Source organism: Candidatus Villigracilis vicinus (assembly GCF_016702885.1).
Taxonomy (GTDB): domain Bacteria; phylum Chloroflexota; class Anaerolineae; order Anaerolineales; family Villigracilaceae; genus Villigracilis; species Villigracilis vicinus.
The window spans coordinates 167,582-182,306 of the sequence record NZ_JADJDD010000030.1 but is presented as its reverse complement, the minus strand read 5'-3'; the positions used below and the strand labels follow the sequence as shown (position 1 = coordinate 182,306).

At 52.1% G+C, this 14,725-nt stretch carries 12 protein-coding genes and 1 pseudogene; 10 read left to right on the top strand and 3 right to left on the bottom strand.

All coding sequences use genetic code 11. The features are described from left to right. Positions 1 to 5: 5 nt before the first annotated feature. Entirely contained in the window at positions 6 to 932 is a 927-nt protein-coding gene (locus IPG80_RS21720; protein WP_345111826.1) for a hypothetical protein, read from the bottom strand. A 73-nt stretch (positions 933 to 1,005) separates the two neighbouring features. Continuing rightward, positions 1,006 to 1,782: a carbonic anhydrase family protein gene (locus IPG80_RS21715; protein WP_345111823.1), complete on the bottom strand. Its 777-nt coding sequence runs from the start codon at positions 1,780 to 1,782 to the stop codon at positions 1,006 to 1,008. 268 nt (positions 1,783 to 2,050) lie between these two features. Between IPG80_RS21715 and IPG80_RS21710 the strand changes: the two genes are divergently transcribed. From IPG80_RS21710 to IPG80_RS21665, 10 genes and pseudogenes are all read left to right on the top strand, one after another. Continuing rightward, on the top strand, positions 2,051 to 4,000 hold the full coding sequence (locus tag IPG80_RS21710; RefSeq protein WP_345111821.1) for an ABC transporter ATP-binding protein: 1,950 nt from the start codon (positions 2,051 to 2,053) through the stop codon (positions 3,998 to 4,000). An 88-nt stretch (positions 4,001 to 4,088) separates the two neighbouring features. Next, positions 4,089 to 6,791, top strand: coding sequence for a phosphoenolpyruvate carboxylase (gene ppc, locus IPG80_RS21705; protein WP_345111818.1), 2,703 nt, complete (start codon positions 4,089 to 4,091; stop codon positions 6,789 to 6,791). Between the two features lie 230 nt (positions 6,792 to 7,021). Next, positions 7,022 to 9,508, top strand: coding sequence for an ATP-dependent Clp protease ATP-binding subunit (locus tag IPG80_RS21700; RefSeq protein ID WP_345111815.1), 2,487 nt, complete (start codon positions 7,022 to 7,024; stop codon positions 9,506 to 9,508). A 60-nt stretch (positions 9,509 to 9,568) separates the two neighbouring features. Next, positions 9,569 to 10,624 carry a hypothetical protein gene (locus IPG80_RS21695; protein WP_345111812.1) on the top strand — a complete coding sequence of 352 codons (1,056 nt, stop codon included), beginning with the start codon at positions 9,569 to 9,571 and terminating at the stop codon, positions 10,622 to 10,624. Positions 10,625 to 10,759: 135 nt separating this feature from the next. Continuing rightward, positions 10,760 to 11,224: a peptide-methionine (R)-S-oxide reductase MsrB gene (msrB, locus tag IPG80_RS21690; protein ID WP_345111810.1), complete on the top strand. Its 465-nt coding sequence runs from the start codon at positions 10,760 to 10,762 to the stop codon at positions 11,222 to 11,224. A gap of 15 nt (positions 11,225 to 11,239) precedes the next feature. Further along, a complete protein-coding gene (gene msrA / locus IPG80_RS21685; protein WP_345112253.1) occupies positions 11,240 to 11,791 on the top strand; it encodes a peptide-methionine (S)-S-oxide reductase MsrA in 552 nt (183 codons plus the stop codon). Between the two features lie 80 nt (positions 11,792 to 11,871). Beyond that, a complete protein-coding gene (locus tag IPG80_RS21680) occupies positions 11,872 to 12,843 on the top strand; it encodes a tRNA-dihydrouridine synthase family protein (protein WP_345111804.1) in 972 nt (323 codons plus the stop codon). 113 nt (positions 12,844 to 12,956) lie between these two features. Continuing rightward, positions 12,957 to 13,346: pseudogene (locus IPG80_RS21675) on the top strand (DUF6391 domain-containing protein); the annotation flags it as partial. A 74-nt stretch (positions 13,347 to 13,420) separates the two neighbouring features. Beyond that, positions 13,421 to 14,185, top strand: a complete 765-nt coding sequence (holA, locus tag IPG80_RS21670; protein WP_345111796.1) for a DNA polymerase III subunit delta — start codon at positions 13,421 to 13,423, stop codon at positions 14,183 to 14,185. Next, entirely contained in the window at positions 14,172 to 14,393 is a 222-nt protein-coding gene (locus IPG80_RS21665; RefSeq protein ID WP_345111789.1) for a hypothetical protein, read from the top strand. The genes holA and IPG80_RS21665 overlap by 14 nt, the downstream gene beginning before the upstream one ends. Here IPG80_RS21665 and IPG80_RS21660 read toward each other — a convergent pair whose 3' ends face one another. Beyond that, positions 14,394 to 14,636: an antibiotic biosynthesis monooxygenase gene (locus tag IPG80_RS21660; RefSeq protein ID WP_345111787.1), complete on the bottom strand. Its 243-nt coding sequence runs from the start codon at positions 14,634 to 14,636 to the stop codon at positions 14,394 to 14,396. It abuts the gene before it with no gap. Between the last annotated feature and the right edge of the window lie 89 nt (positions 14,637 to 14,725).

The window sequence follows — 14,725 nt, the reverse complement described above, 5'->3', positions numbered from 1 at the left end:
AAGATTTATGGATTGCAGTTTACCGGAAAACGTTCTTCTGTGGGTGTCGTGATCGTAACTGACCCCACATTTACGATCTCATGCGGGTAAAGCAGACGAAAAGATACAGTGTACTCAGATTCTTTTTCAAGATAAATGCTGGTCTGGTATTTCATGAGCAGTTCGTAAACCGCCGCGGCTTGCTGACCTTCAAGGAAGGTATGGGGAATGTTCGCCATTTCCATTAATGAAGGAGTTTCCAGCGTCCATGCCCGTGCTTTTACTTTGCTGTCTGTTGCGAGATCCCTGCCCGGTGTGACGAACAGGATCAAGCGGTCGGGCTGGTAGGGTTTGAGCCTTCCGGGATTGTAGGTCTCTACGAATTCCATGACCTTGCGCATGGGGCGTGCCAGGAATTTTCGATAAGGTTCAAAGAAACTGATACTTTTGGGGTTTGTTAAATTTACGGTCAGCGTGGCGAAGCGTCCATCTTCAATGGGTTGATACTTTGAATTGAAATCGTACAACGGATTTGTCTCTTCCGTAGAGCGTGAGTCTTGCAGTGTGTAAAACCCGAGTGTATCGAGCCTTGCAATGAACGAACAAACCTCTTTTGTATTCAATACCTGTGTGCGGACTTTGGGATCCCCCGTTCGCGCCGCGATCATAACTCCATCCGTATAGATGACGAGCAGCGGCTCTTCCTTCAACCCGAATTGACTTGCCACCTCCGCCGGACTCTCAACCGTGTACTTGATCCAAACATGCTTCCATGGGTACGTTGCAAAGACAGGTGTAGGAGTCGGCGGCAGGGTGGGCGTTTTCGTAGGGCGTGGAGTTTGAGTGGCAGTTGGCGGCGGGGTAGGTGTGGATGTTTCCAGAATGGGAAAAGAACTGCAGCCAACCAGTATCCACATCAAAATGAGCAAGGTCACACGAAATCGTCGAGGCATGAAAATTACGTTGAATTATATCCCGCCATAAAAGTGACAGCCACCGTTAAGGTGGCTGTCACTTTAGTTTTTGTTACGGCGTACTATCTTCAGTCAGTGGACGATCATTCAATGGTTGGACGGGGCGGTTATTGCCTTCTTCAAAAAGCGAAGTCAGCGCCTCGATCTGTTCGGTCGAAATTTCTACAGGCGTGGTCATCAATAGCCAGTTGACCCCTTCGGAGCAGGGCGGTGTGGTCAGTGACCCACTGTAACGAAAACTAGTCTGCTCGGCGGGTAACAAGTCTGCGGCGTTGATGGTGACGCCTGCATCTGTTGCTTCACTTTCCTTTGCCGGGAGGTTTTCGGTAAACGGCAGATACGCGTCATTCTGTGCGCCTTCATCAAGAAGGATGCCAACCACAGCCAGATTGCCATCTGCGCTCTTGTGGACGATATGCAGTTCGGCGGCGAAAAGTTTTCCATCTACAGCATGTTCGCTGGGAGCATGATAATGGAATTGAGCTACATCATAGCGAATGCTGTCTAATTCGATGTAACTTCCGGCATCGTAATTGACCTGAACAGTATGTCCGTTGTTCAAGATATTAACTTCGCTCGGCTGATAATGGAAAACGATATTTGCCAGATCCTGCTCAGCAGGTGATGCCACATCAATAGGGGACTGATTCTTCCCAGCACCGCAAACCATGTATGCCGGGTCAAGGTCGCCCCAGTGTTCGGGACCTTCCTCGCCTTCATACGTCCAGTGTGGTGAGGTGTCGGCATGCGAAGACTCTTCATTTGCAGGAGCGCAAGCAACAAGTGTGGCGGCTAAAAGAATTACGACTCTAAATTTTTGTAATTTCATCTTTACTCTCTCCTTTTTTGATTTCAGTATTGTATTCTTTCACAGGGAATTTCTCTTTGCGCCTACCTTACAATGCGTCAGACTTTCATTAACCTCCCCCTTTGTCCAGTTGCCTGATTGGTCGCTTGGTCTTATAGTGAGATTATTCCGTAGGGGCGACCCGCCTGGGCGTGACAAGTCATTTTTTCATGCAAGGATATATGGTTTGTCATCCCTTTGCCAAAACATTGGCGGGTCGCCCCTACACTAATTATCGGAGACTACTTTTATGCAAGGATACGGCTGGTTCATGGCAATGCGTCAGGGCGACGAAAAGCCTAAAGTGACCCGCGAACTTTTGTTGCGCGTTCTCAAGTACGCCAAACCATACTGGTGGCATATTGCTGGCATGCTCGTGACCATTTTGCTCAGTACGGGCTTATCCCTGCTGACCCCGCTCATTTTTCGCAACATGATCGATGTGGTGCTGCCAGCCAAAGATACCCAGCGCCTCATCTGGCTGGGGCTGGGATTGCTCTTCATCCCCGCACTTAACGGCGGCATCAGTGTCCTTCAACGAAGGCTCAACTCCACGGTGGGTGAAGGGGTGATCTACGACTTGCGCTCCGGGTTGTTCTCACGCTTGCAGCGCATGTCGTTGAGATTCTTCACCAATACCAAAACCGGTGAACTCATGTCGCGCCTCAACAGCGACGTGGTCGGGGCGCAGAACGCCATCAGCAACACCATCGTCAATATCGTCACCAACCTGGTTGAAGCCATTGCCTTGTTTGCCGTCATGTTCTCGCTTGAGTGGCGGTTAACCCTGGTTAGTGTGCTCATCCTGCCGCTTTTCATCATCACCGCCCAGCGGCTTGGCAAGGTCTTGCGCGATATTGCCCGTCAGGGTATGGACATGAACGCACAGATGAATGCACACATGAATGAGACTCTCAACATCGGCGGCGCATTGCTCGTTAAGCTTTTTGGGCGCACACGCGAAGAAGAGAAACGCTTCCGCGAGCGTGCGGCAGGTGTCCGTGATATCGGCATTCGGCGGGCAGTCATTGGCTCATCGTTCTTCGTCATCTTCGGGCTGGTCACAGCTGTGGGGACGGCGCTAGTGTATGGGCTGGGCGGTTATTTCGTCATCACCGATGTCTTTACTGTAGGCACTATCGTTGCATTCGGTTCGTACCTCGGTCAACTCTACGGCACACTGCAAGGTCTTGCGGGCGCGCCAGTGGAATTTTCCACCAGCATGGTTTCCTTTGAACGTGTCTTCGAGATCGTGGACTTGCCGCAGGACATTGTTGAAAAAGAACAGGCTGTTGAGCTGAACGATGTAAAAGGCGAACTGGAATTCAACAACGTCACCTTTAATTACAAAGTGGACGAGTCCATTTTGTTGAAAGATGTCAAACGCTACGGCAGTATGGATAACGTCAAAACCGTTCTCAGTGGAGGAAATGGTGACGCCTCAATGATCAAGCGTCGGGTAGAAAGAGCCGCCTCCGACTCCGCCGAAGCGGACTCGACCTCTCAAGCCAGAGACATCGCCCTTGAGGGAATCTCCTTTACTGCCCGTCCCGGAAATTTAGTTGCCCTTGTCGGTCCTTCCGGCGCCGGTAAAACGACAGTGACCTATCTCATCCCGCGACTGTACGACCCGACGGATGGTTTTATCCGCATTGATGGGCACGACCTCAGGGATGTCACGCTTGAGTCGCTTTCTGCTTCCATCGGCATGGTCACTCAGGAAACTTATCTCTTCCACGATACCATCCGCACCAATCTGACCTATGCCAAGCCTGATGCCACTCAAGAAGAGATCGAGTCTGCTGCCAAAGCTGCCAACATCCACAACTTCATTATGGACTTATCCGACGGCTACGACACCATAGTCGGTGAACGCGGATACAGACTCAGCGGCGGCGAAAAACAACGCATCGCTCTGGCGCGCGTCATTCTCAAAGATCCGCGCATACTCGTTCTCGACGAAGCCACCAGCTCACTGGACAGTGAATCTGAAGCGTTGATCCAGGATGCGTTGAAACGCGTCATGGCAGGGCGCACAAGCATCGTCATTGCCCACCGCCTTTCCACCATTCTTGCGGCGGATATGATCCTGGTGATGGATAAAGGAAAGATCGTTGAGCGCGGTACGCACGATGAATTATTAACCACTGGCGGAATGTACAGCCAGTTGTATGAAACCCAATTTCGAGGTGAGAAGTAGAACCTTTCGCCAGGCGTGGGTTGTTTTAAGCCAAGTACCCATTTGAAGTATTGTTCCAATCGCGGACAATGTTTTACAATCCTTCATCATGGAAATTTCAAATAACATTCACCTGTTGGGCGATCTACTGGGTAAGGTCATTTCGGAACTTGAGTCGCCGGAACTTTTTGAGACCGAAGAGCGCATTCGTAAATCAGCCAAGGCGCGCCGAAGTGGAAGTAAAGAGGCGGCTGAACGGCTCCAGCAATATGTTTCCACTTTGGGAAACGAAGATGCGCGTGTGGTTGCCGCTGCCTTCGCTGCCTATTTCGACCTTGTCAACCTGGCTGAAGAGAATCACCGTGTGCAGTTGCTGCGCCAGAGTGAACATGCTGCCTTTCCAGACCCGGTAGATGAGTCCATAGGTGAGGCGCTTGCCATTCTTAAAGAACGCGGCGTCACTTCTAGTGAAGTCACCGCCTTGATGGACAACTTGTTCATCGAACTGGTTTTAACTGCGCACCCCACCGAAGCCCGCAGGCGTACCATCCTCTCAAAGACGGAACACATCGCAACCCTTCTCCGCCTGCTCGATGGAACCGGTCTTTATCCATTTGAAGAGAAAAATGCGGTCAATACCCTGCAGGCTACGATCTCATCCCTCTGGCTGACAGACCGTGCCCGTGCCGAAAAACTGACCGTCCCTGATGAAGTACGTACGGGGATGTATTTTGTTGATTCGTTCTTTTGGAATACCCTGCCTGTCTTATATCGCGATCTGGAACGCGCGCTCGCAATCCATTATCCCGATGTGAAAGCGCCGCGCCGTTGGCTCAAACTCGCTTCATGGATCGGCGGTGATAGGGATGGAAATCCCTTCGTCAAATCGGATATCACAGCTGAGACCCTGCGCCTGCATCGTGGTCTTGCCGTGGAAAACCTGCGCCGCGATTTTCAAGATCTGGGTCGGCAATTAAGCGTCAGTTCCAACCGCATTGCCCCGCCGCCCGAACTGCTGGCATGGATCGAAAAACGCCGCCCCTTCCCCAAACACGTTGATTACATCGAAAAGCGATATTCTGCAGAACCGTATCGTCTTGTACTGGCTTTGTTGGCATACGATCTTGGCGAAGCCTCCAAAGATGAAATGACATTGCATTTGCTTGGTACCCATGAACATCGCGCCTTGCTGAATGTTGATCACTTGATCGAGCCTTTAAATTTGATCGCCGCTGCGCTGCCGCAAAGCCTGGTGAAAGACCAATTGCAGACCGTCATCTATAAAGTGGAAATATTTGGCTTGCATGCCGCACGGCTGGATATCCGTGAAGACTCGAGCCGTTTTAATGCCGCCCTGAGCGAAGTCTTGCGGGCGCTGAACATTGAATCCAACTTTGAGTCGATGCCAGATGATGCCCGCACCGAATTACTAGGACGCCTCCTGCATGACCCGATCCCGGACCTCGCCCCAAGCCTTGGTGCCACCGCTGCCTCTGCCGAGACTTGGTCGCTTTTCAAGTTGATCGGACGTACGAATGAGATCTATGGGAGTGATTTGTTGGGTCCCATTGTTATTTCGATGACCCATGCCGCCGCCGATGTACTGACCGTGCTTCTGCTTGCCAAGTGGGGCGGATGCAAGACCTTGCCATCCATTACCCCACTTTTTGAAGTCATCCAGGATCTGAAAGACGCGCCAGCCATTCTGGAGCAGCTCTTCACTTCGGAATATTACCGGGACCATTTGAGTTCTCGGAATAACGAACAAATGGTGATGATCGGCTATTCCGACAGTAACAAAGACGGCGGCTACGTGATGGCGAACTGGTCTTTGTATCAGGCTCAGGAAGAGATCACTCGAGTTGCTGCGAAATACAACATCAAGTTGACCATCTTTCACGGGCGCGGCGGTACCATTGCCCGCGGCGGCGGGCCCGCTAATAACGCCATCCGTGCCCAGCCAGCGGGCAGTATTAACGGGAAATTTCGAGTCACTGAACAGGGCGAGATCATAGCTTCACGTTATGCCAACCCAGGGTTGGCGCATCGCCACCTTGAGCAGATCGCTAGTGCGGTCATCCTTGCTTCTGCGCCGCACAAATCAGCCCCCGTCCCACAACAGTGGCGGGACAGCATGGAAACGATATCCCATGCGGGGTTTCGTGCTTATCGCACACTTGTGTATGAAACACCAGGCTTCATTGAATTTTGGGAATCTGCCACACCATTGGATGAAATTAAAAGGCTGCAAATTGGATCGCGCCCAGCTTCGCGTGCCAAAGCGGGAGCTGTGAATCAGATCCGCGCCATCCCGTGGGTTTTCTCATGGATGCAGAGCCGCTTCAACCTGCCAAGTTGGTACAGCCTTGGCGCGGGGCTCGCCGCTGTGGATGACCTGCCGCTTCTTCAGGAGATGTACGACAGCTGGCTCTTCTTCCGCACCTTGTTGAATAACTCTGAGATCTCCCTGCTCAAAGCGGATATGGATATCTCTGCCTTGTACGTCAGCCTTGTGCCCGATAAAAAACTTGCAGATGGCATCTTTAATTCCATTCGGGCAGAATATGAACGTACACGCGAATCTGTTTTGAGCATCAGCCGGCACACATCCCTGCTGCAGCTGGAACCAACCACTCAACAAGCCGTTCAACTCCGCAACCCGTATGTGGATCCGTTGAATTACATCCAGGTCGAAACTCTGCGCCGCTTACGTTCCCTGCCTGACCCTGAATGTGAAGAGTCCAAGCCATTGCGTGAGATCATGGCGCTGACGATCAATGGGATTGCTGCCGGTCTGAGGAATACAGGCTAAAGAAAAGGACGCTCCATGCAGAGCGTCCTTTTCTTTATTTATCCAAACGGTTTGGAGCAGGTGATCGCATGCCAAATACCTATACATTCGTATAGTTGTCCTCAGAAAGGCTGCTTTTTTCGTAATAAATCCCGCTTTACACACTTCCAGTAAGAAAACTCTAACCTTTTTCCTACGCGGGGATTAGGGCTTTTTGGTAGAATTCTCACACGTAACTTAGGAGAAAAATTATGGCTGGCATGGAACGTTTTACACAGCGAGCAAGGCGTGTACTCAGCCTCGCCCATCAAGAGGCCGAGCGCGCCCGTCAAAACAGTATTGGTACCGAGCACCTTCTCCTCGGATTAATGGACGAAGAAGGCGGGGTGGCTGGGCGTGTGCTGCGTGAATTGGGCATGTCATCCGAACGGGTGCGTGAGGTCATTCAGCGCATCTCGAACAGCTCACCGGAATTTGACCCGAACCGCATCGAACTGGCTCCCGAAACCCAGCAAGTCCTCGAATTTGCTGTGGAAGAGGCGCGCCGTCTTGGTCACCACTACATCGGCACCGAGCACATTTTGCTTGGGTTGGTGCGCGTGGATTCGACCGCCCTCGAAGCCCTGCGTCGACTCGGCGTGACTCCCGACCAGATCCGCCGTCAGACCCGTCGTGTATTGAATGAATCTGCTTCATCATCTCCCGCCGCGCCTGCCGGACCTCAGCCGGGCAAAAGTGCCGCTGGAGCCAACAATCCCAAGACCCCTCTCGTCGATCAACTTGCCACCGACCTGACCTCCAAAGCCGAGGAAAAGAAACTCGACCCGGTCATCGGTCGCCAGATGGAAATTGAACGCGTCATTCAAATCTTGGCGCGCCGTACGAAGAACAACCCCGCCCTGATCGGTGAACCCGGCGTGGGCAAGACCGCCATTGTGGAAGGACTCGCCCAACGCATCATTGACGGCGATGTGCCTGCTCCGCTCATGAACAAGCGCCTGCTCCAATTGGATGTAGGCTCACTCGTGGCGGGCACCATGTATCGTGGTCAATTCGAAGAACGCCTCAAACGCATCATCGATGAGTTGAAGCAATCGGGTGCGATCCTGTTCATCGATGAAGTCCACATGCTGGTCGGGGCAGGAGCCGCAGGCTCTTCCGTCGATGCGGCAAACATCCTCAAGCCGGCTTTATCCCGCGGCGAGTTACAAGTCATCGGCGCGACCACGTTGGACGAGTATCGCAAGCACATCGAATCAGATGCCGCGCTTGAGCGCCGCTTCCAACCGGTGCAGGTGGATGAACCTTCTGAAGAAGAGACCATCGAAATCCTCAAAGGCATTCGCAATGCCTATGAAGAACACCATCACCTTGTGATCTCCGATGATGCGCTCAAAGCCGCTGCGCATCTTTCTACTCGCTATGTGACCGAGCGCTTCCTGCCCGACAAAGCCATCGACCTGATCGATGAATCCTCTTCGCGCGTGCGCATGTACAAAAGCCCTGCCGCGAAACAAGCCAAAGACCTGTTTAGCCAGTTACGCCAGGCTCGTCAGAACCGTTCGCTTGCCAATGAAGAAGGCAATACCGAAGATGTGCGCGAATGGGAAGAACGCGAGACTGATCTCTCGGCGCAGATCGAACGCCTGCGCACCGGTTGGGACCGTGCCAATAGCCCAGTTGTGACTGCGGAAGATATCGCCGAGGTCGTCTCCATGTGGACGGGCGTTCCGTTGATGCAGCTCACTGAAGCTGAATCACAACGTCTGCTCAAAATGGAAGATGAACTCCGCAAAGCCATCATTGGGCAGGAAGATGCCATCATCGCGATCTCGCGTGCTGTGCGCCGCGCCCGCGCTGGTTTGAAGAATCCCAAACGCCCGATCGGTTCCTTTATGTTCCTCGGACCCACCGGCGTTGGTAAAACTGAATTAACCAAAGCCCTCGCCAAGTTCATGTTCGGCAGCGAAGATGCGGCTGTTCAACTCGATATGTCTGAGTTCATGGAACGCCACACCGCTTCCCGTTTGGTCGGTGCCCCTCCCGGATACGTCGGCTACGAAGATGCCGGTCAACTGACCGAAGCGCTGCGCCGCCGCCCGTACTCCATCGTCGTTTTCGATGAGATCGAAAAGGCACATCCTGAAGTCCACAACATGTTGCTGCAGATCATGGAAGAAGGTCAGCTCAGCGATGCGAAGGGACACAAGGTTGACTTCCGCAACGCCATCATCGTCATGACCTCCAACATCGGGGCGGACGTGATCAAGCGTCAGTCGAATCTCGGCTTTGCGCTCAAACGCGATGAAGTCACCGAAGAGAAACTCTCCTACGAAGACATGCGCAAGAAGTTGAGCGAATCGCTCAAGCGCGCCTTCCGCCCTGAGTTCATCAACCGCGTGGATGCAGTGGTCATCTTCCGCGCACTCAACAAAGAGGATATTGGCAAGATCGTCCGCCTTGAGTTGGATAAAGTCTCCGAACGCCTCAAAGACCACGACCTGAACCTGGTTGCTCAAAACGATGCTTTAGACTTGCTCGCAGACCAAGGCTACGACTCCGAGTTTGGCGCACGTCCTTTACGCCGCGTCATTCAGCAAAGAGTTGAAGATCCGCTATCCGACAAACTGCTCTCCGGCGAATTCGTCGACGGTGACAACGTCACCGTGAAAGTGGACGAAGACGGCGAGATCGCGCTCGAGAAGAACACCGAGCCGGTTGCTGAGCCGAGTCTGTAAATAAAACTGTAGGGGCGACTCGCGAGTAGGGGCGACTCGCGAGTCGCCCCTACGTTCAATATGAATAAACAAGAACTTTTCAAACAAGCCGATTACACCTTCCAGCGCGGAAACCGCGAGTTGGCGAAGAAGTATCTGACCGATCTTCTCACCGCCTTTCCCGATGACGAAGCCGCCTGGTTACTCCTTGCGCGCGTGGTGGAGGAAAAAGAACGCAAGGTTGAATGTTACGAGCGTGCGCTTAAACTCAACCCCAAGAATGAAGAAGCCAAACTGGCGCTTGTACGTGTGCGGGCTTCCATAAACCCCACCCTGCCGCTTCCAAAACAGATCAAAAAAATGCAGCCACCCAAGCCAAACCCATATCGCAATGTGATACGCGGTGCACTGGTAGCAGTGGTTGCCATTTTGATGTTCGGTACGACCACCTTTGTGATCGCGCGCAATAATCCGAATTCCCAGATCGCCAGAGTACTTGCGATCACCACACCCACCGCAGCAGGTGTTTCTTCGCTGACAGTTGATGTAGCGCCGCAGACCCGTGCCGAAGTGAGTGAGTTGTACCCACAGTATGCACCTCTGGTGGACGCTCTTCTGGGTTTCGCCGTGGAAAACACCAAGACCGGCATGGAAGGCGCCCCTGAACGACCCGGCGATAAGATCATCACCTCTGATCTGGCTGGGCTGGAAGCCAAGTCTATTCTTGAAGAGAGCCTGCCGCAGCCGGGCACAATGACCACGGTTACCATTACAGAGCAACAGCTTACTTCATGGATCGCCATGGAAATGAAGAATAGCCCCGACCTGCCCTTGAACGAAATTCAGGTCTACCTGCGCGATGGGAAGGTGCAGATCTGGGGCATGGTTAATGGAAGTGAGAGCGTCACTTCTGCATTGGTCGTTGGGGAATTGTCCATCGACGTTAACAAGCATCCTTACTTCAAGATCGAGTCAATGCAGATCGGCCAACAGGTGGTGCCGGGGATGTTCGTTACTCAAATGGAAGCCTGGCTGAACCAATCCCTGAGCGATGCGATCAGCGAACAGGCGCCGGGACTTTCATTGGTAAGCCTAAAGGTCACCAGCGGTTTGGTGACCGTATCTGGGACGAGATAAAAGTTTGAAGTGTAAAATCAGTCAAAAGTCCGCTGCGAGGCGGGCTTTTGATTTAACTATCATGCTTTCTTAAGGTAATTTTTAGCATACGTGTTGTCAAATAAATGTTGAAGCCAACCAGTGAAGGAGTCTGAAATGAAAACGTATCGCAAACTGTCCGAAGAAGAATTGCGCCAACAACTTACCCCGGCACAATATGAAATTACACAACATGCCGGGACCGAGCCGCCATTCAAAAATGAATTTTGGGATCATAAACAAGACGGCATTTATGTGGACATTGTTTCTGGAGAGCCGCTGTTTAGCTCGCTTGAAAAATTCGACTCTGGCTGCGGCTGGCCCAGCTTTACACAGCCACTTACCTCGGAAAATGTCACTGAGCATACCGACACGAAATTCTTTATGGTGAGAACAGAAGTGCGCTCCAAACATGGCGATTCACATTTGGGGCATGTCTTTGACGATGGACCTGCGCCGACCGGATTGCGCTATTGTATAAATTCTGCCTCACTGCGTTTTATTCCAGTGGAGGAATTGGAAAAAGAAGGCTATGGTGAGTATCTCGCCTTATTCAAAAGCAATATTCAGAAGAACAAGTAAAGAGGAGAATTTATGATGAGCACAAATGTTGAGACTATCACGCTGGCGGGGGGCTGTTTCTGGTGCTTGGAAGCCGTTTATGATGAAGTCAAAGGCGTGCTGTCTGTGGATTCGGGCTATGCCAATGGGCACGTTACCAACCCCAGTTATCGTGCGGTTTGCAATGGTGATACGGGGCATGCCGAAGTAGTGCAGATCAAGTTCGACCCGTCTGTCATTACACTTCGCGATCTGTTGAATATTTTCTTTGTTATCCACGACCCGACCACATTGAATCGTCAGGGCGCGGATGTGGGTACGCAGTATCGCTCGGGCATTTACTATCACACGCCCGAGCAAAAGGAAGTTGCTGAGCAGACCATCCACGAGTTGGAAGCGCAAAAGGTTTGGGGCAGCCGCATCGTCACTGAAGTGGAGCCGCTCAAAGATTTCTATATCGCTGAGGAATACCATCAGGAATATTTCGTGCGCAATCAATCCCAGCCTTATTGTCAGGCGGTGGTCGCGCCGAAGGTTGGCAAGTTCCGTAAGCACTTTTTGGAGTTGTGGAAGAAGCAAGCTGCATAAGTAAAATAGGTGACAGTCACTTCCAAAGTGACTGTCACCTAAATAAACGGGGAAAATAGTTTGTTATACTTTCCATACCTATGAACGAAAGCAAGACACCTAACTTCTTCATCCGTGATCTGCCCATCTATGGCGACGCCATCCTCGCGCCCATGGACGGGTATTCTGACTGGCCCTTCCGCTCGCTATGCCGCGAACTTGGCTCTGCTATGAGCTACACCGAATTTATCAAGGTGGAGAAGATCCTCAGTAAGTCCAAGCAGCCTGCCAAACGGATGTACTTCAACGAGCCGGAACGTCCCATCACCTTTCAAATTTATGGCGAAGACCCCGAACTTATCTTGCAAGCCGCATTGAAGATTCAAGAGAACAATCCTGATGTGATCGACCTCAATATGGGTTGCCCTGCCAAAACCATCGCGGACCGTGGTGCGGGGGTAGGCATGATGCCGTCACCGCTGCGTATTGCGCGGACGTTCCGTAAACTGGTAAAGCATTTACGCGTGCCGGTTACGGGCAAGATTCGCCTCGGTTGGGATAAAAAGAAAAACTATAAACTCATTGCCCGCATCATCGAAGAAGAGGGTGGTTCACTTGTCGCTGTGCATGGACGCACGAAAGAACAACGCTATGCAGGCAATGCCGATTGGGATGCTATCGCGGAAGTGAAATCGCTGGTGAAGATTCCCGTCATTGGCAGCGGTGATGTGAAAACCGTCGCCGATATTGATCGTATGAAAGCGCACGCCAACGTTGATGCAGTCATGATCGGGCGCGGAGCCATTCCCAACCCGTGGATATTCTCGCGCCTCGACCGCGACCAGGTCCCGCCGGATGTGGTCAAAGCCACCATCCGCAAGCATCTTGCACGCTGCGTGGAATTCTACGGCGACGAAGACGGCTCACGTCTCTTCCGCAAGAACGCCGTGCAATATGTGATGATGAATCACCTCAGCCGTGACGAACGCAAAGAGATCCTCAAGTCACGTCCATCTGCCGAGTTCCTTGAACTACTCGAAAAGATTTATGATTCTCCCGTCATGCAGATATAACATATAATCATCCTATGATCCTCGATCTTCCCCCTCATTCTCGAAACACGGCGCAATCATGCGTTTGAGCATGCCACCATTCATTTGCTGTCACACAAGCATCCCGGCAAACGCATGGCGGGACATTCCAACCCGACCGGCTTTTTCTACTTGGCGATCTGACCACGCAGCAGATCTGGGAATCTGCAACGGAAGCTCACACGCGACTCAACTCCGGCGAAAGCGGACTCGCTGTCCACCCGGGCTGCGGAACCAACATGGCGACCACCGCGCTTCTTGCCGGTTCCTTTGCCTGGATGCCGCTGCGGGGAACCAAGTCTACACTGTGGCGTCTCTTACTCATTCCGCTTGCTTTGTTGTTCGCGCTGGCTGGTTATCAACTCAGCAAACCGCTCGGACCGTGGCTTCAGAAATACGTCACCACCGAAGCGAATCTGGGCTCGATGCAGATCATAGATATTGTGCCTGTCCGCAAGGGTGTGCATCGCGTCATCACAAAATGATTAACCACAAAGATACACAAAGTTTCACAAAGGTTTTCCTTCGTATACCTTTGTGACCTTTTGTGGTCAAAAATATGCCAACTATTTTTTTACTCTACGGCAACGACGAATTTGCCATCACGCGCAAGCTCAAAGATTTCGAGTCTGAGTTCACCGACCCCACCACGGCGGACATGAACACGACCCGTCTCGAAGCGCGCTCCATGACCGAGAATGACTTGAACAATGCGGTCAATGCCATGCCGTTCCTCGCACCGAAGAGATTGGTTTATATCGCGTATCCTTCTGGTAAATTTACCAAGCCCGATGCCCGCAAAAAGTTTTTGGAATTTTTAGAGAAAGCGCCTGATACGGCAAAAGTTGTTTTGTATGACACGGTTGAAAAAGCCAAAGATGCCGAAAAGCATTGGCTCGTCAAATGGGGCGAGAAGAATAAACCGCATGCTCGCATGCAAGCCTTCTTCCTGCCGCAACAACGTGATATGCCCGGGTGGATCATCAACGAAGCCAAGAATCAAGGCGGGCAGATCGAACCTGCGGCAGCGGCGCGTCTCGCGGAGATGTCCGGCGTGGACACCCGTCAGGCGGGCATGGAAATCTCAAAGTTGCTGGCGTATGTTAACTGGGAGCGACCCGTGCGCGGGTCCGATGTGGAGGCGGTTTGCATCGTCACCTCCCAGCAAAGCGTGTTCGACTTCGTCGATGCTTTGTCGCAGGGCAATGCTAAAACAGCGCAAAAGTTATTGCATCGTTTGTTAGAGAATGAAGACCCATTTTCATTGTGGGGGATGGTCGTGCGTCAATTTCGTTTGCTGCTTCAAGCGCGTGAAGATCCTTGATGCGCGCGGCAATAAAGACGATGTGGCGCGCGCGCTGGCGATCCATCCGTATGTTGCCGAAAAGACCACCGGACAAGCCGGACGTTTTTCCATGGATGCTCTCGAGGCGATCTATCACCGTTTGTTGAACATTGATGAACGAGTCAAAACGAGCCAGATCACACTGGACCTGGCTCTTGATACGCTAGTGGTTGAACTGGCGCGTTAGTTAACCCTTCTTCCAATCCCCTTCTTCCGGATACAACGCTAAAAATTCATGCCCATCGCCTTTGCGCTCCTGCGTGGCAAGGTAGACGTCTTTCCATTTCAGGAAGTGTTCGGTTTGCAGGTGCGCATCACGCGCCGCCATATCGGCATAGACCTCGAATAGACTGAAGTGCGCCGGATCTGCTGCGTCTTGGAAAAATTCAAAACGCAATACACCCTGGCTCAAGCCGTGTCTTTTGTGCATTTTCCAGTGTGACGGCTTTATAGGCTTCGATGCCTTCCGGTTTGATATAGTGATGGACTTGAAAGATATACATAATTTGCCTCCGTTGC